General features: G+C 25.7%; 25 protein-coding genes and 4 tRNA genes. All 29 read left to right on the forward strand.

What is annotated here, in order from left to right:
• Positions 1–12 precede the first annotated feature (12 nt).
• The 29 genes from RDY08_RS01475 to RDY08_RS01615 all read left to right on the forward strand — a co-directional run bounded on the left by RDY08_RS01475 (position 13) and on the right by RDY08_RS01615 (position 25,830).
• The gene (locus RDY08_RS01475; protein WP_307904658.1) at positions 13–399 is read left to right on the forward strand and encodes a DUF302 domain-containing protein; all 387 of its coding nucleotides are present in this window, start codon (positions 13–15) and stop codon (positions 397–399) included.
• 56 nt (positions 400–455) lie between these two features.
• The gene (locus tag RDY08_RS01480; protein ID WP_307904659.1) at positions 456–635 is read left to right on the forward strand and encodes an SHOCT domain-containing protein; all 180 of its coding nucleotides are present in this window, start codon (positions 456–458) and stop codon (positions 633–635) included.
• 177 nt (positions 636–812) lie between these two features.
• Positions 813–1,607 (forward strand): hypothetical protein, encoded by a 795-nt coding sequence (locus RDY08_RS01485; RefSeq protein WP_307904660.1) that lies wholly within the window; start codon positions 813–815, stop codon positions 1,605–1,607.
• A gap of 200 nt (positions 1,608–1,807) precedes the next feature.
• The gene (locus RDY08_RS01490; RefSeq protein ID WP_307904661.1) at positions 1,808–2,071 is read left to right on the forward strand and encodes an ArsR/SmtB family transcription factor; all 264 of its coding nucleotides are present in this window, start codon (positions 1,808–1,810) and stop codon (positions 2,069–2,071) included.
• Positions 2,072–2,089: 18 nt separating this feature from the next.
• Positions 2,090–2,689: a class I SAM-dependent methyltransferase gene (locus RDY08_RS01495; RefSeq protein WP_307904662.1), complete on the forward strand. Its 600-nt coding sequence runs from the start codon at positions 2,090–2,092 to the stop codon at positions 2,687–2,689.
• A gap of 95 nt (positions 2,690–2,784) precedes the next feature.
• Complete coding sequence (locus RDY08_RS01500) at positions 2,785–3,333, forward strand: hypothetical protein (protein WP_307904663.1); 549 nt, start codon at positions 2,785–2,787, stop codon at positions 3,331–3,333.
• Positions 3,334–3,428: 95 nt separating this feature from the next.
• Positions 3,429–4,040, forward strand: coding sequence for a class I SAM-dependent methyltransferase (locus RDY08_RS01505; protein WP_307904664.1), 612 nt, complete (start codon positions 3,429–3,431; stop codon positions 4,038–4,040).
• A gap of 357 nt (positions 4,041–4,397) precedes the next feature.
• Positions 4,398–8,591, forward strand: coding sequence for an acyl-CoA dehydratase activase (locus RDY08_RS01510; protein ID WP_307904665.1), 4,194 nt, complete (start codon positions 4,398–4,400; stop codon positions 8,589–8,591).
• Positions 8,592–8,749: 158 nt separating this feature from the next.
• Positions 8,750–9,226 carry a hypothetical protein gene (locus tag RDY08_RS01515; RefSeq protein WP_307904666.1) on the forward strand — a complete coding sequence of 159 codons (477 nt, stop codon included), beginning with the start codon at positions 8,750–8,752 and terminating at the stop codon, positions 9,224–9,226.
• Between the two features lie 180 nt (positions 9,227–9,406).
• The gene (locus tag RDY08_RS01520) at positions 9,407–10,672 is read left to right on the forward strand and encodes an HD domain-containing phosphohydrolase (RefSeq protein ID WP_307904667.1); all 1,266 of its coding nucleotides are present in this window, start codon (positions 9,407–9,409) and stop codon (positions 10,670–10,672) included.
• Positions 10,673–11,140: 468 nt separating this feature from the next.
• Positions 11,141–11,896, forward strand: coding sequence for a peptidoglycan editing factor PgeF (gene pgeF, locus RDY08_RS01525; RefSeq protein ID WP_307904668.1), 756 nt, complete (start codon positions 11,141–11,143; stop codon positions 11,894–11,896).
• A 214-nt stretch (positions 11,897–12,110) separates the two neighbouring features.
• Positions 12,111–13,208 (forward strand): cysteine desulfurase NifS, encoded by a 1,098-nt coding sequence (gene nifS, locus RDY08_RS01530; RefSeq protein WP_372339421.1) that lies wholly within the window; start codon positions 12,111–12,113, stop codon positions 13,206–13,208.
• A gap of 38 nt (positions 13,209–13,246) precedes the next feature.
• Positions 13,247–13,621, forward strand: coding sequence for a Fe-S cluster assembly scaffold protein NifU (gene nifU, locus RDY08_RS01535; protein WP_307904670.1), 375 nt, complete (start codon positions 13,247–13,249; stop codon positions 13,619–13,621).
• 161 nt (positions 13,622–13,782) lie between these two features.
• Entirely contained in the window at positions 13,783–14,904 is a 1,122-nt protein-coding gene (locus tag RDY08_RS01540) for a D-alanyl-D-alanine carboxypeptidase family protein (protein WP_307904671.1), read from the forward strand.
• Between the two features lie 76 nt (positions 14,905–14,980).
• Positions 14,981–15,694 (forward strand): biotin--[acetyl-CoA-carboxylase] ligase, encoded by a 714-nt coding sequence (locus RDY08_RS01545; protein ID WP_307904672.1) that lies wholly within the window; start codon positions 14,981–14,983, stop codon positions 15,692–15,694.
• A gap of 88 nt (positions 15,695–15,782) precedes the next feature.
• Positions 15,783–16,334 (forward strand): helix-hairpin-helix domain-containing protein, encoded by a 552-nt coding sequence (locus RDY08_RS01550; protein WP_307904673.1) that lies wholly within the window; start codon positions 15,783–15,785, stop codon positions 16,332–16,334.
• Entirely contained in the window at positions 16,331–16,468 is a 138-nt protein-coding gene (locus tag RDY08_RS01555) for a hypothetical protein (protein WP_307904674.1), read from the forward strand. Before RDY08_RS01550 ends, RDY08_RS01555 begins: the two co-directional genes overlap by 4 nt.
• Positions 16,452–18,125: a dTDP-4-dehydrorhamnose reductase gene (rfbD, locus tag RDY08_RS01560; protein WP_307904675.1), complete on the forward strand. Its 1,674-nt coding sequence runs from the start codon at positions 16,452–16,454 to the stop codon at positions 18,123–18,125. Before RDY08_RS01555 ends, rfbD begins: the two co-directional genes overlap by 17 nt.
• Positions 18,126–18,251: 126 nt before the next feature.
• Positions 18,252–18,671: a nucleotidyltransferase substrate binding protein gene (locus RDY08_RS01565; RefSeq protein WP_307904676.1), complete on the forward strand. Its 420-nt coding sequence runs from the start codon at positions 18,252–18,254 to the stop codon at positions 18,669–18,671.
• Positions 18,664–18,960, forward strand: coding sequence for a nucleotidyltransferase family protein (locus RDY08_RS01570; protein ID WP_307904677.1), 297 nt, complete (start codon positions 18,664–18,666; stop codon positions 18,958–18,960). The genes RDY08_RS01565 and RDY08_RS01570 overlap by 8 nt, the downstream gene beginning before the upstream one ends.
• Before the next feature lie 41 nt (positions 18,961–19,001).
• Entirely contained in the window at positions 19,002–19,538 is a 537-nt protein-coding gene (locus RDY08_RS01575; protein WP_307904678.1) for a prepilin-type N-terminal cleavage/methylation domain-containing protein, read from the forward strand.
• Positions 19,539–19,625: 87 nt separating this feature from the next.
• Positions 19,626–20,960, forward strand: a complete 1,335-nt coding sequence (locus RDY08_RS01580) for a ComEC/Rec2 family competence protein (protein WP_307904679.1) — start codon at positions 19,626–19,628, stop codon at positions 20,958–20,960.
• A 71-nt stretch (positions 20,961–21,031) separates the two neighbouring features.
• A complete protein-coding gene (locus tag RDY08_RS01585) occupies positions 21,032–22,285 on the forward strand; it encodes a dTDP-glucose 4,6-dehydratase (protein ID WP_307904680.1) in 1,254 nt (417 codons plus the stop codon).
• A 178-nt stretch (positions 22,286–22,463) separates the two neighbouring features.
• Complete coding sequence (gene dnaG / locus RDY08_RS01590; RefSeq protein ID WP_307904681.1) at positions 22,464–24,203, forward strand: DNA primase; 1,740 nt, start codon at positions 22,464–22,466, stop codon at positions 24,201–24,203.
• Positions 24,204–24,217: 14 nt separating this feature from the next.
• On the forward strand, positions 24,218–25,387 hold the full coding sequence (gene rpoD / locus RDY08_RS01595) for an RNA polymerase sigma factor RpoD (RefSeq protein WP_307904682.1): 1,170 nt from the start codon (positions 24,218–24,220) through the stop codon (positions 25,385–25,387).
• A 110-nt stretch (positions 25,388–25,497) separates the two neighbouring features.
• Positions 25,498–25,574: transfer RNA gene (locus RDY08_RS01600), tRNA-Ile, on the forward strand.
• Between the two features lie 4 nt (positions 25,575–25,578).
• A tRNA-Glu gene (locus RDY08_RS01605) sits at positions 25,579–25,653 on the forward strand.
• 23 nt (positions 25,654–25,676) lie between these two features.
• Positions 25,677–25,752: transfer RNA gene (locus tag RDY08_RS01610), tRNA-Val, on the forward strand.
• Between the two features lie 3 nt (positions 25,753–25,755).
• Positions 25,756–25,830 (forward strand) — tRNA-Glu (locus RDY08_RS01615).
• Positions 25,831–25,943 lie beyond the last annotated feature (113 nt).

Genomic DNA, 25,943 nt, shown 5'->3' on the forward strand with positions numbered 1-25,943 from the left:
GAGGAGAAAAGAATGAAATATGAATTTAATAAAGAGGTAAAAGGCGAATTTGAAAGTGTAAAAAAGATTGTGATTGAGAAACTAAAAGATGAAGGATTTGGAGCATTATACACTTTAGATATGAAAGAAAAATTTAAAAAGGCATTAAATGAAGAGTTTAGAAGATATGAAATATTGGGGGCATGTAATCCAAAATTTGCAAAAAAAGTGATAGATATTGATAAAAATATAGGGCTATTATTACCTTGTAATGTTTTAATAGAGCAAAAAGACGAAGATACAATATATGTTTCTATAGTAAATCCAAGTGCTGTGATAAATATATCTGGAAATGATAAGATAATAAAATTGGCAAAAGAGATTGCAGAAAAATTGGAAAGAGTAATTAAAAATATTTAAATAACTTGGAGGTGTTTAAAATGATGGGATATTATGGTTTCGGAGGTGGTTTTTGGATGATGGGTATATTAATAATAGTAGTTGTATTTGTAATATTATTCTTTTTTAAAGAAAATAAGGGTTTAGGTAGAGATATAAGTTTAAATAAATCAACACCAATGGAGATATTAAAAGAAAGATATGCAAAAGGTGAAATTACAAAAGAAGAATTTGATGATATAAAAAAAGATTTATAGTGTGAAAGAGCTATGTTTATAACATAGCTCTTTTATTTTAGTTTTTTATTTATTAAGATTGAAATTATTAATTAATAAAAGTTGACAAATAAAAGTTTAAGTGATACTATATAATTAAATCGTTATATGGTTATATAATAATATAAACGAAGAAAAAAGAAAAGGACGTGATGAGAAATGATGGTGGAGTTTTTAGTATTAATATTGATTGTAGGTTTTGTAACAGCTGGATTGAGCATTAGATTTGATAGGTTTTTTACTATTTTACTTTTGTTATTTGTATTTAAATTAACCATATTTAATGCAATAAATCTGTTTTTATGGGTTATTTTATTTGGAGCATTAATGATTATATTGGATAATGCAGATAAGATTTCAAAATTGCCAAAAGCGATGAAAATGAAACTATTTACATTTATTCCAATAATGACATTTATTTTTTCGTGGCTTGGAAGTTATGTATTTATGCTTAGTTCTAAAACTGTTTTAATTGTTACGTTAGGAATAATTGCTATTTTGTATGGATTAAGACTTGTCTTTATTCATTTTGCACCTGATGAGTTGGATTTAACAAATGCAAGTCCAACAATTGTGAAACTATGTGGAATTTTTGGACCTATTATCAGTGGATTTTTTATTGGATTTATAGGAACATCATTAAAACCTTTAAAAATACCATTTGCTATTAAATTTGGGAAAATGAATGCAAAACAAGTTTATTTAGGAAATACAATCACAACTTTTTTTGCAGCTTTTTTTACTATAATATGGCATTTTGTTATGAGTAAAGGAGCTATTACAGGAGCAATATTTTATCAACAAATGATATTAGGGGCAGCACTTTGGACAGGGATTCATTATACGTTTGAACTTACTAATATTTTCTTTAAAAACAGCTGGAGAAAACCATTCCAAATAATAATAGGATTGACACTGTTATTAGTATCAATTAAAGTATTTATGATGATTTAAACGTTTTTTAAAATTATATTATTTCATATTAAGAAGCCATCCGTTTTGGGTGGTTTTTTAATATTTTGGTGTATTTGAAAAAATACTTGACAAAATTGCTAAATTAAGTTATATTTATATATATAAATATAACTTAATTTAGTGCAGGAATAGCTTAAAAATAGAATTCTTATTTTTTAAATATTCCAGAGGAGAAAAGAATGGAAGAAATACTAAAAGTATCTAAAGGACTATCAGATAAAACAAGATTAAAAATTTTATTATATTTAATTGATGGAGAAAAATGCGTATGTGATATTTCAAGACATATATCTAGGAGCCAGCCTACTACATCATTGCAACTAATAAAATTAGAAAGTTTGGGATTGGTTTCTTTTAATATTTATGGTAGAAGTAGATGTTATTATATAAAATCTGAAAAAGTAAAGCGTATATTTGAAATTTTTGAATTAAAAAATCAGTGATAAAATTGGAGGCGTTTTATGATAAAACTTACAAATGAAAATTATAATGATTTTATAGATTTGCCTTTTGATAGTATTAGAAATAAGATTTTAGATATAATAAAAGAGAAAAAGGCAAAAAAAATAGTTGATTTATGTTGTGGAGCAGGAGAGCAATTAACTTTATTAAAAGAAAATGGATATGATAATATAATAGGAATAGATATTTCTGATCATATGTTGGAGATTGCAAATTTAGGAGAAGATAAACCAATATGTAAAAAAGGTGATGCAACAAATACAGATTTTAAAGATAATAGTTTTGATGTTGCTATTATAAGTTTTGCATTGCATGATAAATCTTTAAATTCACAAAAAACATTATTAAAAGAAGCAAAGAGAATTGTTAAGAAAAATATGTATATTATTATTGTAGATTATAATTTTGATAAAAAAACAGAGAGACTAGGAGAAGTTGGAGTTGAATTAATAGAACAAGCACCAAACGAACATTATGAAAATTATAAAAAATATATAAAAAAAGGTGGATTAGATTCATTAGTAAAAGGAAAATTTATAAAAATAGAAGAGTACTATTTTTATTTTAATGCTGTAAGATGTAGGGTGTATAAGAATTAAAAATTAAGAATTAAAAGAATTAAAAGAATAAAAGAATAAAAGAATAAAAGAATAAAAATTAAAAATAAAATTTTAAAATCAGGAGGAGAAAAATTATGAAAGAGAGAGTGAGTTTAAGTTATTGTCCTACAATGTTACCATATGTTGAGGAGATTAAAAAAAATTTGGAAGAGGTTGAAATTATTCCAGGAGGAAGTGCAGCAGGTGTATTATCAATGTTAAGAAATGGGAATGTGGATATGATAATCATTGGGAGAAAAGCGTATGAGAGAGAATTAACTAATGAGATTAAAGAGAGAAGATTGCAGGAAGGATATACTTTGGCATATTCTCAAAAGATGGGAATTTCTGAAGAGAAATTAAAAGAGATATCAGTTAAAACTTATGTAGATGAAAAAATTGTAAAAGAAAAATTTGCAATGTTAAAAAATGTAACTTATTATGAAGATAAAGATGAATGTATAAATTCAGGAGTAAATATACCTATGCTAGTAGATTGGCAAGATTTTAAAGAGGAGTTTGAATTATTAATACCTTTGAATAATGAGGGAGGCAAAACATCTGTTTTTAGAGCTCCAGTTGTGTATTATAATAAAAATGTTGATGATAAGATTATTGATAAAATTGAGAAAATATTAAAATAATATTGATTTATAATAAAAAATAGTGTAGCTTATTTTCTGAATAAATTGATACTTTATTATTAAATAAATGTTTTTTTAATGAGGGGGTAATTTTTATGTCAAAATTTATAGCAGATATTTATGATACTTCTTTATATATTCCATTGAAGGGGATTAGAAAAAAAATTATAGATATAATTGATGAATTAGGTGTAGAAGAGATAATTGATATTTGTTGTGGGACAGGTAATCAATTGAAACTGTTAAGAAAAGCAGGGTTTACATATTCTGTAGGAATAGATTTATCAGATGATATGTTAGCAGTTGCAAATAATGAAAAAAATAATTTAAATTGTAAAAAAGAGGATGCTACCAATTTAAGCTTTAAAGATAATAAATTTGAAGTTGGGATAATAAGTTTTGCACTTCATGAAAAGCCATTAGAAATACAAGAAGCTGTATTAAAAGAAGCTAAAAGAGTTATAAAAAAAGATATGTATTTAATAATTGTAGATTATATGTTTGATGATAAAGTTAATTTTTTAGGTAGATTTGGAATTGATATAATGGAAAGAATTGCAGGAGAAGAGCATTATAAAAATTTTAAAAATTATATAAAAAATGGTGGATTAGAGAATTTAACAAAAGATAAATTTGAAAAAATAAAAGAGTATTATTTTCATTTTAATGGGACAAGATGTGTGGTATATAGGAACGTGAAGAGATAATTGACAATTGATAATTGAAAATGTATAATGGAGGGGATTATTAGTTATTTGAATAATAATGGTTATAATAGTTGTAATTATAACTTTTTAAAAATAGATTTAAAAATAAATATAGGGAAATAGGGAACATTTAAAAAATAAGTTTCTCATTTTTTGTTATAAAAACGCTTAAAGAACATTTAAAAAGTAATTATATATATTTTATTATAAAAACGATTGAATCGTTGCGTATTTTATAATAAAATGATAAGGTTGTTTTTAAATCGTTCCTAAACCATTGCGTATTTTAAAACAAAACCAGAAGGTTATTTTTAAGACGTTCCTAAATAATAAATTTTATGTTTTAAGGGAGGCATAATGTTAGGTATTGATTTAGGGTCTGCAACAGCTAAAATTGTGTTGCTGGATAAAAATAATAATGTAAAATATAAAAATTATATTAGACATAATGGAAAAATAAAAGAGGTATTAATAGATTCTTTGAAAGAATTAAAAAAAGAAATTGGAGAAGAAAAATTTTCATTAGCTATAACAGGAACAGCAGGAATGGGAGTAGCAAATAGAAATAATTTTGAATTTGTACAAGAAGTTATTGCAATTTCAAAAGCTATTGTAAAATTTTATAAAGAAGCTCATACTTTAATAGAACTTGGTGGAGAAGATGCAAAAATAATTTTATTTGAAGAGGGAAAAACTCCAGAAATGAGAATGAATGGAAGTTGTGCAGGTGGGACAGGTTCTTTCATAGATCAAATGGCAACTATACTAAATGTAGAAATATCAGAATTAAATGAATTAGCTAAAAAAGCAACTAAAAACTTATATATAGCCTCAAGATGTGGAGTATTTGCAAAGACAGATGTGCAAGCATTATTAAATATGGGAGAAAGTAAAGAAGATATTGCAAAATCAGTATTTTTAGCAGTTGCAAATCAATCAATCACAACATTAATGGCAGGAGCAACAGTTAAAGAAAAAGTTATTTTTGCAGGTGGACCTCTTACATTCTTATCAGAATTAAGAAAAGCATTTTATGAAACATTAAAATTATCAGAAGATAAATTCATATTACCTGAAAATTCAGAAGTGTTAGTTGCAATTGGTGCAGCACTTCATTCGGAAAAAACAGATGAAAAATATACAGTAGATGAAATAATATATAAATTAAAAAATGAGAAAAAAGGTGAAAAGACAATTCGTGTTTTAGAGCCACTTTTTGAAAATAATAAAGAGTACAAACAATTTAAAGAAAGACATTCTCAAAAAGATGTAAAATATCTTTCAGAAAAAACTGATTTTGAAAAAAAAGATTTATATATAGGAATTGATGCAGGTTCTACAACAACTAAACTTATAATGATTGACAATGAAAATAATGTTGTAGATAGTTTTTATAGAAATAATTTTGGAACACCTCTTGAAGCAGCAGTAGAGGGACTAAAAAAAATTAGTAAATATATATCAAATGGAAATTTAAAAGGGGTTTATGCAACTGGTTATGGAGAGGAATTTATAACAAAAGCTTTAAATTTAGATGGCGGAATAGTAGAAACTATGGCGCATTTTACAGCAGGAAAAAGTTTTGGAGATAATTTAAGCTTTATTGTGGATATTGGTGGTCAAGATATAAAATCTATAAAAATAGAAAATGATATGATTTCAGATATTCAATTAAACGAAGCTTGTTCTTCTGGGACAGGGTCATTTATTGAAACTTTTGCTAAAAATCTAAATTTAACATTGGATGAATTTGTAGAAAAAGCAATTGCAGCAAAAAATCCAGTAGATTTAGGAACTAGATGTTCTGTATTTATGAATAGTAAAGTTAAAGAAGCATTAAAAGATGGAGTAGAGGTAGGAGATATTGCTGCTGGGCTAGCATATTCAGTAGTTAAAAATGCATTGTATAAAGTTATAAAATTAAAAAATGCAGATGAATTAGGAGAAAATATTTTTGTACAAGGTGGGACTTTTAAAAATGATGCTGTACTTCGTGCATTTGAGAAAATAACAGGGAAAAATGTATATAGATTAAATATATCAGAATATATGGGAGCATTTGGAGCAGCAATTTATGCAAGAGAATTTTATAAAGGGAATAAAAATTATAAAACTAAATTTAATATAAATAATATAGATAAGATTGATTATAAAAAAGATTTTTTACAATGCAAAGGGTGCGGAAATAAATGTAATATAACGAAATTTAGTTTTGATAATAATAATATATTTTATACTGGAAATAAATGTGAAAAATATTTTTCAAACAGAACAATAAAAAGGGATAACACTAAAAACTTTTTTGTAGAAAAAGAAAAAATGGTTTTTGATATGGAAAAAGAGTATAAGTATGATGAAAACAAACCTGTAATAGGAATTCCTAGAATATTATCAATGTATGAACATTTCCAATTTTTTTATAATTTATTAAAAAAATTAGGATTTAAAGTAGTTGTTTCAGGAAAAACTACTAGAGCAATGTATTATAGTGGGCTTAGAACAGTATCTGCAGATAATATATGTTTTCCAGCAAAAATTGCAAATGGTCATATTTTAAATCTTATAGAAAAAAAAGTAGATAGAATATTTATGCCAACTATAATTTATGAAAAATTAGAAGGAAATGATGCAAAAAACTCTTATAATTGTCCAATTGTAACTGGATATGGAGAAGTTTTGAAAAGAAATATAGAGACAGATATTCCAATGGACACTTTTGCAATTAGTTTTGGATATGAAAAGGGATTAAAGAAAAATTTATTTAATTATTTAAAACAATTTGGAGTGGAAAAACAAGAATTTAATAAAGCTTTTGAAATTGGAAATAGTGCAGAAGTAGAATTTTTAGAAAAGCAAAGAGAATTGGCAGGAGAAATTATAGAAAAAGCTGAAAAAGAAGATAAAATTTTAGTAGTAGTACTTGGAAGACCATATCATCTTGATTCAATGGTAAATGCAGGTATAATGGACTTGATTTATGAATTAGGAGCATATGGAATAACTGAAAATGCAATTCCAGATTTATATGATATGAATTTAGATGGGGTATTGCCATTAACACAGTGGTCGTATCATAATAGATTATATTTAGCTGCAAAATGGGTGGCAAAGCAGAAATATAAAAAGGTTACAGTAATACAATTAAATTCTTTTGGATGTGGGCCTGATGCAGTTGTTGTAGATGAAGTGAAATCAATTGTAGAGAGTGGCGGGAAAATATTTACAGCATTAAAAATTGACGAAATGTCTAATATAGGTGCTGCCAAAATAAGGATAAGATCAACATTTGAAGCATTAAATCAAAATAGAGATATTAATTTGAAAAAAAGAAAATATACTAAAAATTATACAAAAGAGGATGAGAAAAAAACAATATTAATTCCAAATTTTTCAAAAGTATATTCAGAATTATATGAAGGAGTAATGTATAATTTAGGATATAAAGTAAAAACAATAATAGAGCAAAGCGAAGAGGCGGTAGATGAAGGATTAAAATATGTAAATAATGATATGTGCTATCCAGCTACAGTGGTAATAGGAGATATAATAAAAGCGTTACAATCTGAAGATATAGAGCCTAAAGATGTAGTGGTTGGTTTATCACAAACTGGTGGGCAATGTAGAGCTTCTAATTATGTACCTTTATTAAAAAAAGCTATGGTAGATGCAGGATTTGAAGATACACCTGTAATAGCAATTGGAACTGATGCTACAGCTGAAGGGCTTAATATAAATCCGTTAAAATTATTAAAGTATAGTGTGATTTCATTTGGTGCAGGCGATGTTCTTTCTAAATTAAGATTGGCTACAAAACCTTATGAAAAAGAAGCTGGAGCATCAAAAAATTTGTTTTATGAATTGTTATATGAACTAAGAGAAAAGATGTTTTCTAAAAAACCTAATGGAGATATGCTTAAAAAATTTACAAGAGATGCAGTTAGAAGATTTAATGAAATAGAGATTAATGAACCTAAAGAGAGAAAAAGAATAGGATTAGTTGGAGAAATATATATGAAAACTAATTGTTTTTCTAATAATTATATAGTTGATACTTTAGAAAAAAAAGGATATGAAGTAGTTGTACCAACTTTTTTAAAATTTTTAGAATATGATTATTATAGTAGAAAATTTAATAAAGAAGAAAATGTATCGAATAATTATAAAGAGTATTTAACTAAAAAAGTTATAAAGAAAACTATTGATCATTATAGAAATATTACAGAAAAAGAATTAACTAAATTTGATAGATATATTCCAGAAATAAAATTGGAAAAAAATTCTAAAAGTGATAATAATATATTGCCAAGGTCTTTGCAATTTGGAGAAGGATGGCTTTTAGCTAATGAAATTGCTGGAATGGAATCAGAAGGGATAAAAGATGTTATTTCGCTACAGCCTTTTGGATGTATTTCAAATCATATTATATCAAAAGGAATATATAGAGAATTAAAAGATAAATTAGATGTAAATTTATTACTTTTAGATTATGAAGCAGGAACAAGTGATGCAAATATTATGAATAGATTAAAACTATTTTTAGAAATGAAATAGGAAATATAAATATAAAATAGAGAAGATTAAATTATAAAATACCCTATACAATAAACGAGTAAAAAAGTTGGATTGTATAGGGTATTTTTATATAATTAATTTGACAAAATGCGTGTTTTGGTAGTAAACTTTAATATATGATGGTAGGGGGAATTAAAATGAAGATAAAGATAGAAAAAGCTATACAATTATTAAGATTAGCAGAAGAGCTTGAATGGCAAATGTCAGATTTATATATGTTGTATTATAAATTATACGATGAAGATAAAGCGTTTTGGTGGGAAATTGCAAATGAAGAGTTAAAACATCAATCATTACTAGAAGCAGGAGAAGAATTTGTTAAAATCGGAAAATTTCCAGAAGAGTTATTAGAGATAGAAAAAGATACTTTAGAAGAAGTGGTAGGAGTATTAGGGAAAAAAATAGAAGAGTATAAAAAAAAGGCCCCATCGAAAAAAGAAGCTTATGAGTATGCTTTAAAAATGGAAGATAGTGCATTTGAAAAACATTATCAATATGTAATGGTTGTTGAGAAGAGTGATTCCAAAATTTTAGATATATTTAAAAGATTAAATGCAGCAGATAAAGATCATTATGAAAGAATAAAAAAATTGATAGAGGGCTCTGTTAACTAAATAGTAGCTTAATAATTGATTTTTAAAGATATAATAATAGATTAAGGAACGTTTAAAAAATAAGTTTCTTATATTTTGTTATAAAAACGCTTAAATTATTGCGTATTTTAAAACAAAATGGGAATGTTATTTTTAAGCCATTCCTAAATTTTAATTTAATCTATTCTGAAAGGAGATATTATGAAAAAGAATAAATTAAAAGAAATAAATATTTCTTTATTTGAATTTATATTGGAGTTTGCAGAAATATTTAATTTTATAGATGGAGAAATTCATGGTCATAGTTACGATGTAGCTTATATAGTGATGAGAATAGTAGAAAAAATGGACTTTAATAATAACGAAAAGTTAGAAATAGTATTAGCTGCTTTATTACATGATATAGGAGTTTTAAAAGAGAATGAAATGAAAGATTTAATGAATTTTGAAGTTGCAAATACTCAGCGACATGAAAAAATAGGCTTTTTTCTATTAAACAACTATAGACCATTTAAAACTGTAGCTTATATAGTTAGACATCACCATATAAAATGGAATGAAAAAATATTAGATGAAGATATCCATATTGGGAGCTATATAATTAGTCTTGCAGATAGATTTGCTATTTTAATAAATGGAGATAAAAACTATTACAAGAAAAAAACAGAAATTTTAGATATAATAAATAAAGAAAAAGGAAAAATGTTTTCTCCTGAATTAGTTGATATTTTAAATGAATTAGTTACAAAAGAGGAGTTTTGGCTGAATATAGTATATGGAGATAAAAAAAATATTATTTATGAAAATTATAAGGATAAAGTTACCAAAACTGGTTTAAAAGATATTTTGAGTTTGGGTAAAATCATATCTTTTTTTACAGATTCAAGAGATAGATTTACAGCAATTCATAGTACAGGAGTAGCATATGTGGCAGGAAAATTAGCTAAAATTCTGAACTATAGTGAAAGAGATCAAGAATATTTCTTATTAGCTGGATTTTTACATGATATAGGGAAAGTGGCAATTCCCATTGAAATTATAGACAAAAAAAGTGCATTAACAAATTGTGAATTTGAAACGATAAAGAGTCACACTTATCATACCTATAGAATACTTGATAGAATAAAAGGGTTTGATGAGATAGCAAAAATAGCAGCTTACCATCATGAAAAATTAAACGGAAAAGGGTACCCTTTTGGATTAAAAGGAGAAGAGATAACAAAAGAAGCTAGAATAATGGCTGTAGCAGACGTGTTTACGGCGCTATCTGAAAAAAGACCATATAGAGATAGAATGGGGAAAGAAAAAATAATAGAAATATTGGAAAGTATGGGGAAAGATAATCATTTAGACAAAGAGATAGTTAATAAAGTAAAGGAAAATTATGAAAATCTTGAAAAAATAAATATAGAAGTACAAAAAGAAGTTTTAGAAGAATTAAAAATAATAGATGAATTTATTTATTAATTTACTAAGAAATGGCTTGAAAATAACCTTCCGATTTTGTTTTAAAATACGCAACGATTTAGGAATGATTTAAAAACAACCTTTTCATTTTGTTTTAAAATACGCAATGGTTCAAGCGTTTTTATAACAAAATATATAAAATTATTTTTAAACATTCTTTAAGCGTTTTTATAACAAAAAAAGAGAAACTTATTTTTTAAACGTTCCTAGGAAAGTATAAATTTGTTCAGAAAATAAGTTACGCTATTTTTTTAAAATATGTGATTTTTCAAAGCAAAATTTTTCAGAAACCAAAAATTTAGAAAAACATTTATATTTTACCATATGAAGCGTATCTTATTTTTTTATTATGTAACTTAATATGTTGGGTTAAAATTAAAAACAGCAAATTGTGCGATGAAGCAGATATTGTACGAAAGCTTTTTAAGTGATTTTTTAAAAAAATTATAAAAAATATTAGGAGAAAAAATGTTTGAAGAGTGTAATAATTATTACAAAATAGATGAATTTGAAAAAAATGGAGTAAAAGCTATATACACAAAAAAAAATGTTGGTAACTTAGCATATTATACAGCAGAAACAAATGAAGAATTAAAACAAGTAAAAGATAACAGGGATAAAATTTTATTAGATATAGGTGCAGGTAACAGAAAATTATTTTACGCAAAACAAATACATTCTGATAAAATTAAAATAATAAGAAACACAGACATTGCAAAAGAATATGATGGTTATGATGGATTTATAACAAATAGAAATGATGTTGTAATACTTATGCATTATGCAGATTGTCTGCCAATATATTTTTATGATAAATCAAAAAAAATAATTGGTATTTGTCATGCAGGTTGGAAAGGAAGTTATAAAAATATTGGGTTAAAATTAATAAATATGATGAAAAAAGAGTTTGGATCTGAATTAAAAGATGTTTTAATAGGATTAGGAATTGGGATAAAAGGATGTTGTTATGAAACTGGGAAAGAGATATATGAAAAATTTAATAATCAATTTAATAATAGTATAATAGAAAAAAGCTTTGATATTAGAAATGATAAAATATATTTTGATTTAGAAGAATTTAATTATAATTTATTTTTAGAATATGGAATTAAACCTGAAAATATAATAAAATCGGAGATGTGTACTTATTGCAATGAAGATTTTTTCTCATATAGAAAAGATGCAGATAAAAGAGGAAGAAATGGAGCTTTTATTTTTTTATAGGAAAGAATAAATTTATTCAGAAAATAACCTACACTATTTTTTTAAGTGTGCAATTTTGTAAGGTGAAATTATAAAAAATGATTCTTGACAAAATTAGTATAGAAAGGTATAATAAGAGCATAGAAGTATAATATTAAGTGAGGTGAATAAATTGAAAGAAGTTTATTTTGATAATAATGCAACAACTAAAGTGGATGAAAGAGTATTTGAAGCTATGCTTCCTTATTTTGTAGATAACTATGGGAATCCTTCAAGTATTCATAGAGTAGGGCAAAAAGTAAGAAAAAAAATAGAAGATTCTAGAGATATAATATCAAATTTATTAAAAATAAATCCTAATGAATTAATATTTACATCTTGTGGGACCGAATCTAATAATATAGCAATAAAAGGAGTGGCAAGAGCTTATAAAAATAGAGGGAAACATATAATTACTTCTGTAATAGAGCATCCATCTGTTTTAAATACGTGTAAAGCATTAGAAAAAGAGGGGTTTGAAGTTAGCTATATTCCAATTGATGACAAAGGAATAGTAAACTTAGAAAAATTAAAAGAAGCTATAAGAGAAGATACTATTTTGATTTCAATAATGCATGGGAATAATGAGATAGGAACTGTACAACCTATAAAAGAGATAGGTGCTATAGCAAAAGAAAATAAAATATTTTTTCATGTAGATGCAGTTCAAACAATAGGAAAAATGGAATTAAATATAAAAGAAAATAATATATCACTGTTATCATTTTCAGGTCATAAATTTTATGGGCCTAAAGGTATTGGTGGATTATATGTTAAAAATGGAATAAAATTAGAAAAAGTTTTAACTGGTGGGCATCAAGAAAGAAATAGAAGACCAGGAACAGAAAATGTAGCTAGTATTGTAGGAATGACAAAAGCACTTGAATTATCATATGAAAATATGGAAGAAGAATCTAAAAGAGAAAAAGAATTAAGAAATTATTTTGAAGAAGAAATCGTAAAAAAGATACCAGAATTAATTTTAAATGGAGATAGAGAAAAAAGATTGCCTGGAACGTCAAGTGTTACTATAAAATTTGTAGAGGGAGAATCTATTTTATTAAATTTAGATTTTAAAGGTATTGCAGTAAGTTCAGGCTCAGCTTGTACATCAGGTTCGTTAGAACCATCTCATGTTGTACTAGCATTAGGAGTTCCTATGGAACATGCTCATGGTACAATAAGATTTAGTCTTGGAAGATATAATACAAAAGAAGAGGTAGATTATGTTTTGGAAGTTTTACCACCAATTGTAGAAAAAATAAGAAGCATGTCACCATTTTGGAATAATTAAAATAAATTAGAGATTAGAAAAGATAGGGAGGGATAGATATGTATTCAGAGAAAGTTATAGATCATTTTTCAAATCCGAGAAATGTTGGAAAAATTGAAAATCCTGATGGTTATGGAAAGGTTGGAAATGCAGCATGTGGAGATGTTATGGAAATATTTTTAAAAATAGAAGAGGACAAAATAAAAGATGTGAAATTTAGGACTTTTGGATGTGCAGCAGCAATAGCTACATCATCTATGTCAACAGAAATGATATTAAATAAACCTGTAGAGGAAGCTTTGAAATTAACTAATAAAGCAGTGGCAGAAGCTTTGGATGGGCTTCCAGCAAAAAAAATGCATTGTTCAGTATTAGCAGAAGAAGGTATACAATCTGCTATTGAAGATTATATGAGTAAAAAAGATAAGTCGTAATGACTTATCTTTTTTTATAAAATATATAACGATTTAACTGTTTTTATAACAAAATATAAAAAATTTATTTTTTAAACATTCTATAGTGAAAATATTTAATTGAAAATAAAAATAAATTATGGTATGATAAAATTATAAAAAATGTAGGAGGAGAGATTAAAGTGAAGAGAATAAGTGTGATTTTATTATTACTATTAACAATATTTTCAATTTCATATTCAAATACAAATTATGTGGCTAGGATTTTAACAGATCAAAATGGGAATTTTATTGAGGGAGAAAACATAACATTAAAGCATCCATTAGCTTCACTTACAAAAATGATGACAATATTAGTAGCTATAGATGAAGTAGAACAAGGGAAAATTGCATATACTGATATGGTAAAAGTATCAAGGAGAGCAGATAGAACCGGAGGAAGTAGTGCTTATCTAAAAGCTGGAGAAAAGATATCTTTATCAGACTTAATGAAAGCAGTTATTGTACGTTCTGGAAATGATGCAGCAATAGCAATAGCAGAATATATAGCAGGAAGCGAAGATAAATTTGTAAAATTAATGAATGAAAAAGCAAAAGAATTAGGGATGATAGATACAAATTTTTATACAGCAACAGGATTAACAAAAGATATGACTGGTAAAAATTTAGATAAATCAACAGTAAAAGATATTGCAATACTTTCAAGTGTGTTATTGAAAAAAGATGTTTTTATGAAAGACGCAGATAAAGCAAAAATAACAATATCAAAAAGAAGAAAGTTTGCAAATAGAAATAAATTAATAGGAAAAGTAAAAGGTGTAGATGGATTAAAAACGGGTCATCATTCAAAAGCACAATATAATGTAGCGATTACAGTAAAAAGAGATGGATTGAGATTTATAGTGGTTTCATTTGGTTCGCCAACAGAGAAAATTAGAGATAAAGAAGTTACAAAATACATTGATTATGCATATAAAACATATGAAAAAGTTAAAATAGCTTCAAAAGGAGACTTTGCAATAGAAATAAAAGTAAAAGATGCAGTAAATAGAAAAATACCATTATATTTAGGCAGAGATATTTATGGAATTATAGATAAAGAAAAAAAATGGAATTTTTATAAAGTGGCATATATTCCAAAAGAGGTAACAGCTCCAGTAAAAGCTAATGAAAAAATAGGAGTTATTTCTGTTAAATATAGAAGTAGAGTTATAGATGAAGTGCCTTTAGTATCAAAAATAGATATAAAGAAAATATCTGGATTTAGAAATTTTTTAAGAATTATAACTTTTAATCTGTTTTAGGAAGAATAAAAATATTGAAATAAAAAAAGAATTCTACAAATGTGGAATTCTTTTTTATAAATAGGGAGTAAAAATTATGGATTTGACAATATTAGAAAAAATAGATTCTACAAATAAATATTTAAAAGAAAAAAAATATAAAAAAAATTGGGAAATAGTAATGGCTAAAGAGCAAACTGCAGGTAAAGGACGTAGAGGTAAAGTTTGGAATTCTAATAAGGGAGGAGCATGGTTTAGTTTTTGTTTTGCAGAAGATAAATATCTATCTAAAACTGAATATGGAAAGATTCCATTAATAGCTGGATTAGCAGTAATAAAAGGACTAGAGGAGATAGAAAAATTAAATTATAAAATAAAATGGCCTAATGATGTATATGTAGGAAAAAGGAAAATTTCTGGAATTTTATTGGAAAAATCAGGAGATTTTTTTATAGTTGGAATTGGAATAAATGTTAATAATGTTGATTTTGGCGAATTTAAAGATATAGGAATTTCATTAAATAAAATAACTGATAAAATTTATAATATAGAAAAATTAGTAATGTTGGTAGCTTCAAAATTTAAAAAAGAATATTATAGATTTTTAAGAGGAGAATGGGAAGAGATTTTATTAGAAATAAAAGAAAAAAATTATTTAAAAAATCGAGTGGTAGAAGTTATGGTAAATAGTGAAGTTATAAAAGGAGAAGTAATAGGAATTAATAATAGTGCAGAATTATGTATTAAGAAGAATAATGAAATATATGAAATAAAAAGCGGAGAAATTAGAATAGTATACACTAATAATTAATTATAAATAAAAAAATAAGCTACATTTCATCTCGGAAAACATAAATATATTTTGTAGGAAAATATATTTCTAAAAGGGAGTTATACCAATGAAAGAAAACAATAAAAAACTATTGTATATAATAATTTTAATTTTGATTGGAGCAATTGGATTAAAATTTTTCGAAAACAAGTCAGATGAAAAAGATATAAATATAAGAAAATTAAAAACTTATAAAGTCGATTATCACAAAAAATTCAATAAAGGAAAGTTAGATATAAATAAAGTTTCAGAAAAAGAGTTGATAGATAGAGGAATGTCAGAAAAAATGGCATATAATATTATAAAATATAGGGGAATTGTTGGGAATATATTAAAAATAGATGAACTTACAAGAGTTAAGGGTATTGGAGTAAAAAGAGTAGAAAAACTAAGAGATATTATTTTTGTGGATAATAAAGATTTGAAACCAAAGATGATAAATATAAATAAAGTCAATGAAGAAGCTTTGAAATATTTTGGGTTTAGCAAAAAAGAGATAGGGAATATTATAAAATGGAGAAAAAATAACGGGAGTATATATTCGAATATGGACTTGATTGAGATAATAGGAGAGAAAAGGTATTATGAGATATCAGATAGAGTGGATTATTTGGAATGAGATATATAAGACAAATAAAAATAAAAAAACTTGACAATTGTAGTGTTGAAGTGGTATTGTTTTTATATAATCTTACAATTCGTCTGCCACAAAAAAATAAAAAAGAGGTTGGTTTTTATGATATGGATATTTGACATAGAAACAATATTAGATGCAGAATTAATCAGAAAAACAATGAATTTAGAGGGAACTGATGTAGAAGTAATGAATCTTGCTAAAGATATTTACCAAGGAAAAAAAGGAAATAGGTTTTTGCCTTTGCCATATCATAAAATAGTAAATATATCAATATTAGGATTAGATAAAGATAAAAATTTTCTAAAATTGAGCTCTATAAATGATGAAGATGAAAAAGAGATAATAGAAAAGTTTTTAGATGCTCTAAATAAAAATAATCCTCAAGTAATAACTTTTAATGGGAGAAGTTTTGATTTGCCTGTATTAATGATAAGAGCGATGAAATATTCTCTGAGTTGTAATACGTATTTTGAGAATGAAAATAGTAAAATAGGAAAAAATAGATGGTCGAATTACAGAGCTAGATATAATGAGAAATTTCATTTAGATTTAATGGATAGTTTATCAGAATTTGGAGCGGTAAGAGGGTTGAGTTTGGACCTGTTGTCTTCAATGATTGGAGCACCAGGAAAATATGAAGTGAATGGAAGTCAAGTAATAGATTTATATTATAATGGAGAATTAGAAAAAATAAAAGAATATTGTGAAAGTGATGTTTTAAATACATATTGGCTTTATTTAAAATATGAAGTTTTGCGTGGGAATATTACTAGAGAAGAATTTGGAAAAAAATTAGAGATATTAAAAGAAAATTTGATAAAGAATAGGTATTATTTTGAAATATTTGAGGAAAATATTAATAAAGAATTAGATAATCTTAATGGCGTTGAAAAAGGAATTGAAGAAGAAAATAAAAAAGAAAATAAAGGAGAAAAAATGATATTATTAACTGGAGCAAATGGACAGCTTGGAACAGATTTTAAAAAATTATTTGATGAAAAACAATTAAAATATATAGCTACTGATTATAAAGAATTAGATATTACAAATATAGATAATGTTAGAGAATTTGTAAAAAATAAAAATATAAAATATATTATTAATTGTGCAGCATATAATAATGTAGATAAAGCAGAAGAGGAAAGAGATAAGGTGTATGCTTTAAATTGTGATGCACCTAAAAATTTAGCAATTATAGCAAAAGAGATTGATGCTATTTTTGTTACTTACTCTACTGATTTTGTATTTGATGGAGAAAAAGGGGAAGCATATGTGGAAAAAGATAAAGTAAGTCCTGTGTCTGTTTATGGTCAAAGCAAAGCTGATGGAGAAAAAAAAGTTTTAGAAGCATATGAAAAAGTATTTGTAATAAGAACTTCTTGGGTGTTTGGAACAGGTAATAGTAATTTTAATACTCAAGTAATTAATTGGTCTAAAAGTAGAACTGAATTATCTATAGTAGATGATCAAATATCGGTTCCTACATATTCTTGGGATTTGGCAGAATTTTCTTGGAAACTTATAGAAACAAATGAATTTGGATTGTATCATATTTCAAATGACGGAATAGCAAGTAAATATGATCAAGCTAAATATCTGCTTGATAAAATAGGTTGGAAAGGTGAATTAAAAAAAGCTAAAACGAGTGATTTTAATTTAGCAGCTAAAAGAGCTAAATTTAGTAAATTATCAAGTGAGAAAGTAGAAAAATTAGTTGGAGAAAAACTCCCTAATTGGAAAAGTGGAATAGATAGATATTTAGGAATGGCTTAAAAATAACATTCCCATTTTGTTATAAAATACGCAATGTTTTAAGCGTTTTTATAACAAAATATGATAACATTATTTTTTAAACATTCTTTAGGAAGAGAATTGATAATTGGAAAAGGAGAAAAATTTATGTTAGATTTAAAAAGTTTTGAAAAGGCTATAAATTCATTAGAACAACTTATTTTGAAAATGAAAGACAAAGAATTAATGAATAGTTTAGATGAAATAGTAATATATGGATTAAAAGCAGGTATTATTCAAAATTTTGAATTTACATATGAGATTTCATGGAAATATATTAAGAGATGGTTGGAATTAAATATTGGTTCTAGTTTTGTAGATGGAGTTTCAAGAAGACAACTGTTCAGATTAGCAATAGAGCATCATTTGATAGAAAATGTAGATATTTGGATGGATTATCATTTGGCGAGAAATAGAACATCGCATACATATAATTTGAACACAGCGGAGGAAGTTTATAAGACGGCAATTGAATTTCTAGGAGATGTAAAAAAATTATATAAAGAATTAGAGTTAAAAAATGATTAATTTAAAAGATGATGAGTTAGAAATAGTAAAAAGAATATTAAAAAAATATTTTGATAAGTGTGAAATAATTATTTTTGGATCAAGAATAACAGATGATATTAAGAAATATTCAGATTTGGATATTGCGATTAAAGGAACGAAAAAAAAAGATATAAGATTGTTAAATAGGGCTATTGAAGAGTTTGAATATTCTGAACTTGCATTTAGAGTTGATTTATTAGACTATTGGAGATTATCGGAGAGTTTTAAAAATATTATTGATGATAAAAATGAAAAACTTTATTTATGATAAAAACAGTTATAAAAATAAAATTATAAAAGGATAAAATCATGAAATATAAGAAGTTAAGAAGAGGATTTACGCTAATAGAATTAATGGTTGTAATAGCGATAATAGGGATTTTAGCTTTTTTAGAGGGAGCAGATGTAAGTAAAAGTGGAGAAGGTAGAGATTTGGATACTGCAAAGACTAAAATAATGACTTTCATGAGAGGTATATCAGATAAAAGCTTTGAAACTGGTAATGTATATGAGATTAATTTTGAATTTGATAAATATAGAATAGTAGCAAAAAAAGATGAAAAAATAATAGATAGCATAACAGTACCAAAAAGATTTGAATATAGAGATGTTAATTGGAATAATAATTTTAATAGGAAAACAACGTCCTTGGGAAATATTTCGAAAAGTTTAAGTATATTTATAATTGATAAAAAAAACAGTAAATTTTGTGCAAGAGCAACGTTTTTAAATATGAGTTCTGTGCATTATATGGGAATATCGCTATATGCGCCAACTGATAAATTGACATTTGAGAAAAAAGATTATAGTGATACTAATAATTGGAAAAGGTTGAGTTGGAATTAAAATTATAGGATATTTAGAAATAAATAAGTGAAATTTAATATATACAAAATATAAATTACAATTAAACTTTTGTAAAAGGGGCTATATATGGGAATAATAACGTTTTCTATATTATTATTGATTTCTACATTAATAGCTATACATATTAATATTAGTATTTACATCTATTTTTTAATGTTGTTAATTACAATTATATTTTTTTCTATTTATAAGAAAAAAATTATTTTAATAGTTTTGATTTTAATATTATTTAATATATTTAGCTTAATGAGAATTTATAAAATTAATATAAAAAGTAATGAGTATTATCATATATCAGGAAAAATAATAGGTGACAAAATAAAAGTTAATAAAATAAATAACAAATATATTAGTAATAAAATCTATTTAAGTATTAATAGAGAACTTGACGGCGAAAGTGTAGATTTAGATTTTATATGTAAAAAAATAGATAAATTTCATAATATATTATATTTACAAGGAAAAATGTTAAATGTGAAATTGCATAATAATTATCTAAAAGAATTTATAAAAAATAGAATATATAAATTTTCATATGTTTATGGCGAGAATCTATATGGATTTTTATTAGCAGTTTTTTTAGGCGATAGTTCAGAATTAAATCAAGATATGATTAAAAAATATAGATATACAGGGGTTTCGCATCTTTTAGTTATTTCGGGATTACATATGAGCATATTGCTTTTTTTAAGTTTGAAATTATTTGATAAGTTGAAATTTAATTATTATTCACAATATTTATTAACATTGGTTGTACTGACAGTTTATATTTTTATAACAGGAGCATTGACATCTGTATTGAGAGCGTATATAATGATTGTTATATATATATTATCAATGTTGATGTATGAAAAAGTAGATCCATTAAAATCATTATCTATTGCAGTTATAATAAATATAATTATAAATCCGACTTCTATTATATCGGTTTCATTTATATTATCATATTTAGCTGTATTATCTTTACTGATAATATACCCAAGAATAAAAATTGGGATTTTTAAATTTGATTTTGTTAATCAAATGATATTTATAACATTATCTATACAATTAATGTTAGCACCAGTATTTTTATATAATTTTAATCTGATTCCATTTTTATCCTTTTTTTCGAATATTATAGTTGTTGCTTTAGGTAGCTTTCTAATTGGGGTTTCATTTATATTGATTTTTATAGGTATATTTTCTACAAATTTAGCGATTATACTGGGATTTTTAGTTGATTTTTTATTAAAGATTTTAAATTTTTATGTAAATATTTTATCAAAAATATCATTTATGCAAATAGAATATAAAAGTAAAATTCCATTATTATTTATAATGTTATTTTATACAACTATTTTTATTATTATATATAAAGAAAAAATACATGAAAAATTAAAAATTTATTTTAATAATTAAAACTTCGTAATGGTGAACTGCTATTGACCCTTACAAAGACAAAACACAAAAATATAGGAGGAATTAAAGATATGAAAACATATTTAGTAACAGGTGGAGCAGGATTTATAGGCGCAAATTTTGTAAAGTATATGCTGAAAAAATATGATGATATTAAAATAATAATATTGGATAAATTAACATATGCTGGAAATTTAGGTACTATAAAAGAAGAATTAAAAGATAAAAGAGTTGAATTTGTAAAAGGAGATATAGGAAATAGAGAGTTAGTAGAAAATATATTTATGCAACATAATATAGATTATGTAGTGAATTTCGCAGCAGAATCACATGTAGATAGAAGTATTGAAAATCCTAAAATATTTTTAGAAACAAATATTTTAGGGACACAAAATTTATTAGACATATCAAAACAACATTGGATTATTGGAAAAGATGAAAATGGATATCCAACTTATAAAGAAGGGAAAAAGTTTTTACAAGTTTCGACAGATGAAGTTTATGGGTTTTTAAATAGAGAATATCCTGATGGAAAACTATTAATTGATAATGGACAATTGACAGTTGACAATGGACTAAAAATTGAAGAATTAAAAAAAGTTTTAGAAGATAGAGAAGTTATGCCAAAGATATTTGGAGAAAAGTTCTTTACTGAAGAAACAGCACTTAACCCTAGAAGTCCTTATGCGACATCAAAAACAGCTGCTGATATGTTGACTAGAGCTTATAGCGAGACATATCATATGCCTATTAATGTAACAAGATGTAGTAATAATTATGGGCCTTACCATTTTCCAGAGAAACTTATTCCTTTAATAATAAAAAATATATTAGAGGGAAAAAAATTGCCTGTGTATGGAGATGGGAAACAGGTAAGAGATTGGTTATATGTAGAAGACCATTGTAAAGGAATTGATATGGTGATAAATGGTGGGAAATTAGGAGAAGCATACAATATAGGTGGCTTTAATGAAGAACAAAATATTAATATTGTAAAATTAACAATAGATACAATAAGAAAATTGATAATTGATAATGGACAATTGGCAATTAAAGAGGAGTATAAAAATATAGTGAAATGTAATTTGAATGATATAAGTTATGATTTGATAACTTATGTGCAGGATAGATTAGGGCATGATGCTAGATATGCGATAGATCCTAGTAAAACAGTGAGAGAACTTGGGTTTTATCCTGAGACACCATTTAATATAGGTATAGAGAAGACGATAAAGTGGTATCTAAATAACCAAGATTGGGTAAATGAAGTTGTTAGCGGAGATTATCAAAAATATTATGAAAAAATGTATTCAAATAAAAATTAAAATTTTAATAGAAATTAGAAAAAAGGATGGCTTGTTTTAAGTCATCCTTTTAAAGTAGGAAAAATCTAAAATTTAATTATTATTTTTATTTTTCAAAATAAAAATAAAATAATTTGCATATTTAAAAAAAATATATTATAATTTAAAATAGGGTAGTTTCTATTACAAGGAGAATAAAATGGGATACAACAAAAAAGATGTAGAAAATTTAATAGAAAATCTAGATATAGTTGAAATAATAGGCGAATATGTAGAATTAAAAAAATCAGGAAGTGGATATAAAGGGTTATGCCCTTTTCATGATGAAAAAACTCCATCTTTTAGTGTTAGCCCAGAAAAAGGTATTTATAATTGTTTTGGTTGTGGTGCTAAAGGGAATGCTTTGCAATTTTATATGGAAAAAAATGGATTAGATTTTATAACTGCAATAGAAGAGCTGGCTAAAAAATATAATTATAAATTGAGGAATGAAACTGGATACAGTATAAAAAAAAATAGTAATTATGATAGATATTATTCTTTAATGGAAGAGGTACAAAAATATTTTGGGGAGATACTTTTTTCTAAACAAGGTATTTTAGGATTAGAATATTTAAAAAATAGAGGATTAGATGAAGATTTTTTGAAAAGATATCATTTAGGATACGCAATAGATGGATGGAATAATATAGGTGATTATTTAAAAGAAAAAGGGTATACAGAACAAGAAATTTTTGATATGGGTCTAATAAAAAAAGGGGAAAAAGGTTATTATGATACTTTTAGAGGAAGAGTTATATTTCCTATATTTTCACCAAAAGGAAAAACTATTGGATTTGGTGGAAGAATATTAAATTCTGAGAAAAGCACTGCTAAATATTTAAATTCTCCAGAGACGAAAATTTTTACAAAAGGAGATAATTTATACGGCTTTATAAATAAAGGGAGTAATATTAGGAAAAATGGCTTTGTAATGCTTATGGAAGGCTATATGGACGTGTTAGCTGCACATAAAAACGGATTTGCAAATGCAGTAGCCTCGCTTGGGACTTCGCTTACAGAGAAGCAGGCTAGCCTTATGAAGAAATATACTCAAAATATAGTTATATGTTATGATATGGATAACGCAGGAAGGAAAGCTGTTGAAAGAGCAAGTATAATATTAAAAAGATATAAATTTAATATAAGAGTTTTAGAACTATCTGAAGGGAAAGATCCTGATGAATACTTAATGAAAAATGGAAAAGAAAAATTTAAAAAAGAGTTGAGAAATTCAATTGAAATTTTTGATTTTTTATATAATTATTATATTGAAGGAATTAATTTAAATGATATTATCCTGAAGAAAAATTTTATTTATAGATTTAAAGATTTTTTTAATAGTATAGAGGATGAAATCGAACACAGTATATATATAGAAAAATTGTCAATAGCAGTAGATATACCCAAAGAAGATTTAAAATCTATTTTTAAAAAAGATAATAAAATAATAAATAAAAGATATAAATATGCCAAAATAAATAAAAACAATAAAATAGATAAGCTTGAAAAAGAAACAATAAGAATTATATTAAAAAATATAGATTATTATAATAAATTAAATTTTATAGAGATAGAAAATCCATTACTCAGAAAAGTTTTGGGGATTATTGCTCAAAAACTAGAATTTAAAGATTTGAAAATAGAAAAAGAAATTATAAATAATGAAGATTTTGATGAAGAAGAAAAAGCTATGATTATAGATATTTTATTTAGTGTTGATGAGATAGAAAACGAAAAAGAATTTTTTAAAGATATATTGGAAAGTTGGGAAAAAAAGAGGTTTCAAAATGAATTGGAAGAGGTAAAAAAACAGCTAGAAAACCAAAATTTAACTATTGGGGAAAAGAGAATTTTGGTTGGAAAAAGAATGGAAATAATAAAAAAATTAAAATTTTGAGGAGGAATATATATATGAAAAAATTTTTTAAAGATGAAAAATTGCTCAAGCTAGTAAGAAAAGCTCAGGAAAGCAAAATTGTTACTTATGAAGAAATAAATGAAAATTTACCTGAAAATTTTCCATTGGAAGAGATAGATACATTAATAAAAGGGTTTAAAGGGTTTGGAATAAAAGTAATTCCTAAGAAAATAAATGATGAAAAAGAAGATGAATCAAAAAAAATATCTAAAGAAGGAATACCAATAGTAGAAATAGATGAAGAAGAAGATTTTATAGAAGAAGATGAGGATGTTAATGATGCTGCAGTAGAAGAACTTTTAAAAGAAAATTTGTTGGAATTTGAAAACAATATGAAAGTAGATGAACCTATAAAAATGTATTTGCGTGAAATAGGGCAAATACCTCTGTTAAAATACTCTGAGGAAGTAGAATTAGCTAAAAGAGCAGCAGCATTAGATAGAGAGGCAGAACAAGAACTTGTAAAAGCTAATTTGAGATTAGTTGTAAGTATAGCGAAAAAACATACAAATAGAGGCTTAAAACTTTTGGATTTAATTCAAGAAGGAAATATTGGTTTAATGAAAGCAGTTGAGAAATTTGAACATGAAAAAGGATTTAAATTTAGTACTTATGCTACATGGTGGATACGTCAAGCGATAACTAGAGCTATAGCTGACCAAGGAAAGACTATAAGAATACCGGTACATATGATAGAGACAATAAATAAAATAAAAAAAGAAACTAGAATATATATACAAGAAACAGGAAAAGAACCAACACCAGAAATTTTAGCTAAAAGATTAAAGATGGAAACAGAAAAAGTAAAAAGTATTTTAAAAATGAACCAAGAGCCAATCTCTTTAGAAACTCCAGTTGGAAGTGAAGAAGATAGCGAATTAGGAGATTTTGTAGAAGACAAAAAAGTACAAACCCCTCATGAAGTTACGAATAATAATATGCTAAAAGAACAATTAGGGAGAGTATTAGAAACACTTAGTGAAAGAGAGGAACAGGTAATAAGATTAAGATATGGATTAGATGATGGATACCCAAGAACTTTGGAAGAAGTAGGTAAGATATTTAACGTAACAAGAGAAAGAATAAGACAAATAGAAGTTAAGGCACTTAGAAAATTAAGGCATCCAAGCAGAAGAAAAAAACTAGAGGATTATTTAGAATAGAAGAGTATAACACAGTATAAAGATATATTCCTTGAAAATGTCTTTAAATCGCCTGATATCATTGTTGATAAAAAGCGACTTTTACTATATAATTGTCCTTGCCAGTTTGAGGGCCTATAGCTCAGTTGGTTAGAGCACTCGGCTCATAACCGAGTGGTCATTGGTTCGAATCCAATTAGGCCCACCAAAATGCTCCCTTCGTCTAGCGGTTAGGACACCGCCTTTTCACGGCGGAGACAGGGGTTCGATTCCCCTAGGGAGTACCAAACTAAATATTAGCATTGTATATGGGAGCATAGCTCAGCTGGGAGAGCACCTGCCTTACAAGCAGGGGGTCACAGGTTCGAGCCCTGTTGTTCCCACCATATGCTCCCTTCGTCTAGCGGTTAGGACACCGCCTTTTCACGGCGGAGACAGGGGTTCGATTCCCCTAGGGAGTACCAACAAGAAAGTTAGACCTTACTTAATAGAGTAAGGCTTTTTTTGTTTAATGGAAAGAATTAATTTATTTTAGAAAAGAAGATACGCTATTTTTTAAGTATGAGATTTTTCAAGA

The organism is Haliovirga abyssi (assembly GCF_030295325.1).
Taxonomy (GTDB): domain Bacteria; phylum Fusobacteriota; class Fusobacteriia; order Fusobacteriales; family Haliovirgaceae; genus Haliovirga; species Haliovirga abyssi.

Bases quoted from the DNA above. Each gene is read 5' to 3' on its own strand.
- RDY08_RS01475 (WP_307904658.1), top strand. From the start codon at position 13: ATGAAATATGAATTTAATAAAGAGGTAAAAGGCGAATTTGAAAGTGTA.
- RDY08_RS01480 (WP_307904659.1), top strand. From the start codon at position 456: ATGATGGGTATATTAATAATAGTAGTTGTATTTGTAATATTATTCTTT.
- RDY08_RS01485 (WP_307904660.1), top strand. From the start codon at position 813: ATGATGGTGGAGTTTTTAGTATTAATATTGATTGTAGGTTTTGTAACA.
- RDY08_RS01490 (WP_307904661.1), top strand. From the start codon at position 1,808: ATGGAAGAAATACTAAAAGTATCTAAAGGACTATCAGATAAAACAAGA.
- RDY08_RS01495 (WP_307904662.1), top strand. From the start codon at position 2,090: ATGATAAAACTTACAAATGAAAATTATAATGATTTTATAGATTTGCCT.
- RDY08_RS01500 (WP_307904663.1), top strand. From the start codon at position 2,785: ATGAAAGAGAGAGTGAGTTTAAGTTATTGTCCTACAATGTTACCATAT.
- RDY08_RS01505 (WP_307904664.1), top strand. From the start codon at position 3,429: ATGTCAAAATTTATAGCAGATATTTATGATACTTCTTTATATATTCCA.
- RDY08_RS01510 (WP_307904665.1), top strand. From the start codon at position 4,398: ATGTTAGGTATTGATTTAGGGTCTGCAACAGCTAAAATTGTGTTGCTG.
- RDY08_RS01515 (WP_307904666.1), top strand. From the start codon at position 8,750: ATGAAGATAAAGATAGAAAAAGCTATACAATTATTAAGATTAGCAGAA.
- RDY08_RS01520 (WP_307904667.1), top strand. From the start codon at position 9,407: ATGAAAAAGAATAAATTAAAAGAAATAAATATTTCTTTATTTGAATTT.
- pgeF (WP_307904668.1), top strand. From the start codon at position 11,141: ATGTTTGAAGAGTGTAATAATTATTACAAAATAGATGAATTTGAAAAA.
- nifS (WP_372339421.1), top strand. From the start codon at position 12,111: ATGCTTCCTTATTTTGTAGATAACTATGGGAATCCTTCAAGTATTCAT.
- nifU (WP_307904670.1), top strand. From the start codon at position 13,247: ATGTATTCAGAGAAAGTTATAGATCATTTTTCAAATCCGAGAAATGTT.
- RDY08_RS01545 (WP_307904672.1), top strand. From the start codon at position 14,981: ATGGATTTGACAATATTAGAAAAAATAGATTCTACAAATAAATATTTA.
- RDY08_RS01550 (WP_307904673.1), top strand. From the start codon at position 15,783: ATGAAAGAAAACAATAAAAAACTATTGTATATAATAATTTTAATTTTG.
- RDY08_RS01555 (WP_307904674.1), top strand. From the start codon at position 16,331: ATGAGATATATAAGACAAATAAAAATAAAAAAACTTGACAATTGTAGT.
- rfbD (WP_307904675.1), top strand. From the start codon at position 16,452: ATGATATGGATATTTGACATAGAAACAATATTAGATGCAGAATTAATC.
- RDY08_RS01565 (WP_307904676.1), top strand. From the start codon at position 18,252: ATGTTAGATTTAAAAAGTTTTGAAAAGGCTATAAATTCATTAGAACAA.
- RDY08_RS01570 (WP_307904677.1), top strand. From the start codon at position 18,664: ATGATTAATTTAAAAGATGATGAGTTAGAAATAGTAAAAAGAATATTA.
- RDY08_RS01575 (WP_307904678.1), top strand. From the start codon at position 19,002: ATGAAATATAAGAAGTTAAGAAGAGGATTTACGCTAATAGAATTAATG.
- RDY08_RS01580 (WP_307904679.1), top strand. From the start codon at position 19,626: ATGGGAATAATAACGTTTTCTATATTATTATTGATTTCTACATTAATA.
- RDY08_RS01585 (WP_307904680.1), top strand. From the start codon at position 21,032: ATGAAAACATATTTAGTAACAGGTGGAGCAGGATTTATAGGCGCAAAT.
- dnaG (WP_307904681.1), top strand. From the start codon at position 22,464: ATGGGATACAACAAAAAAGATGTAGAAAATTTAATAGAAAATCTAGAT.
- rpoD (WP_307904682.1), top strand. From the start codon at position 24,218: ATGAAAAAATTTTTTAAAGATGAAAAATTGCTCAAGCTAGTAAGAAAA.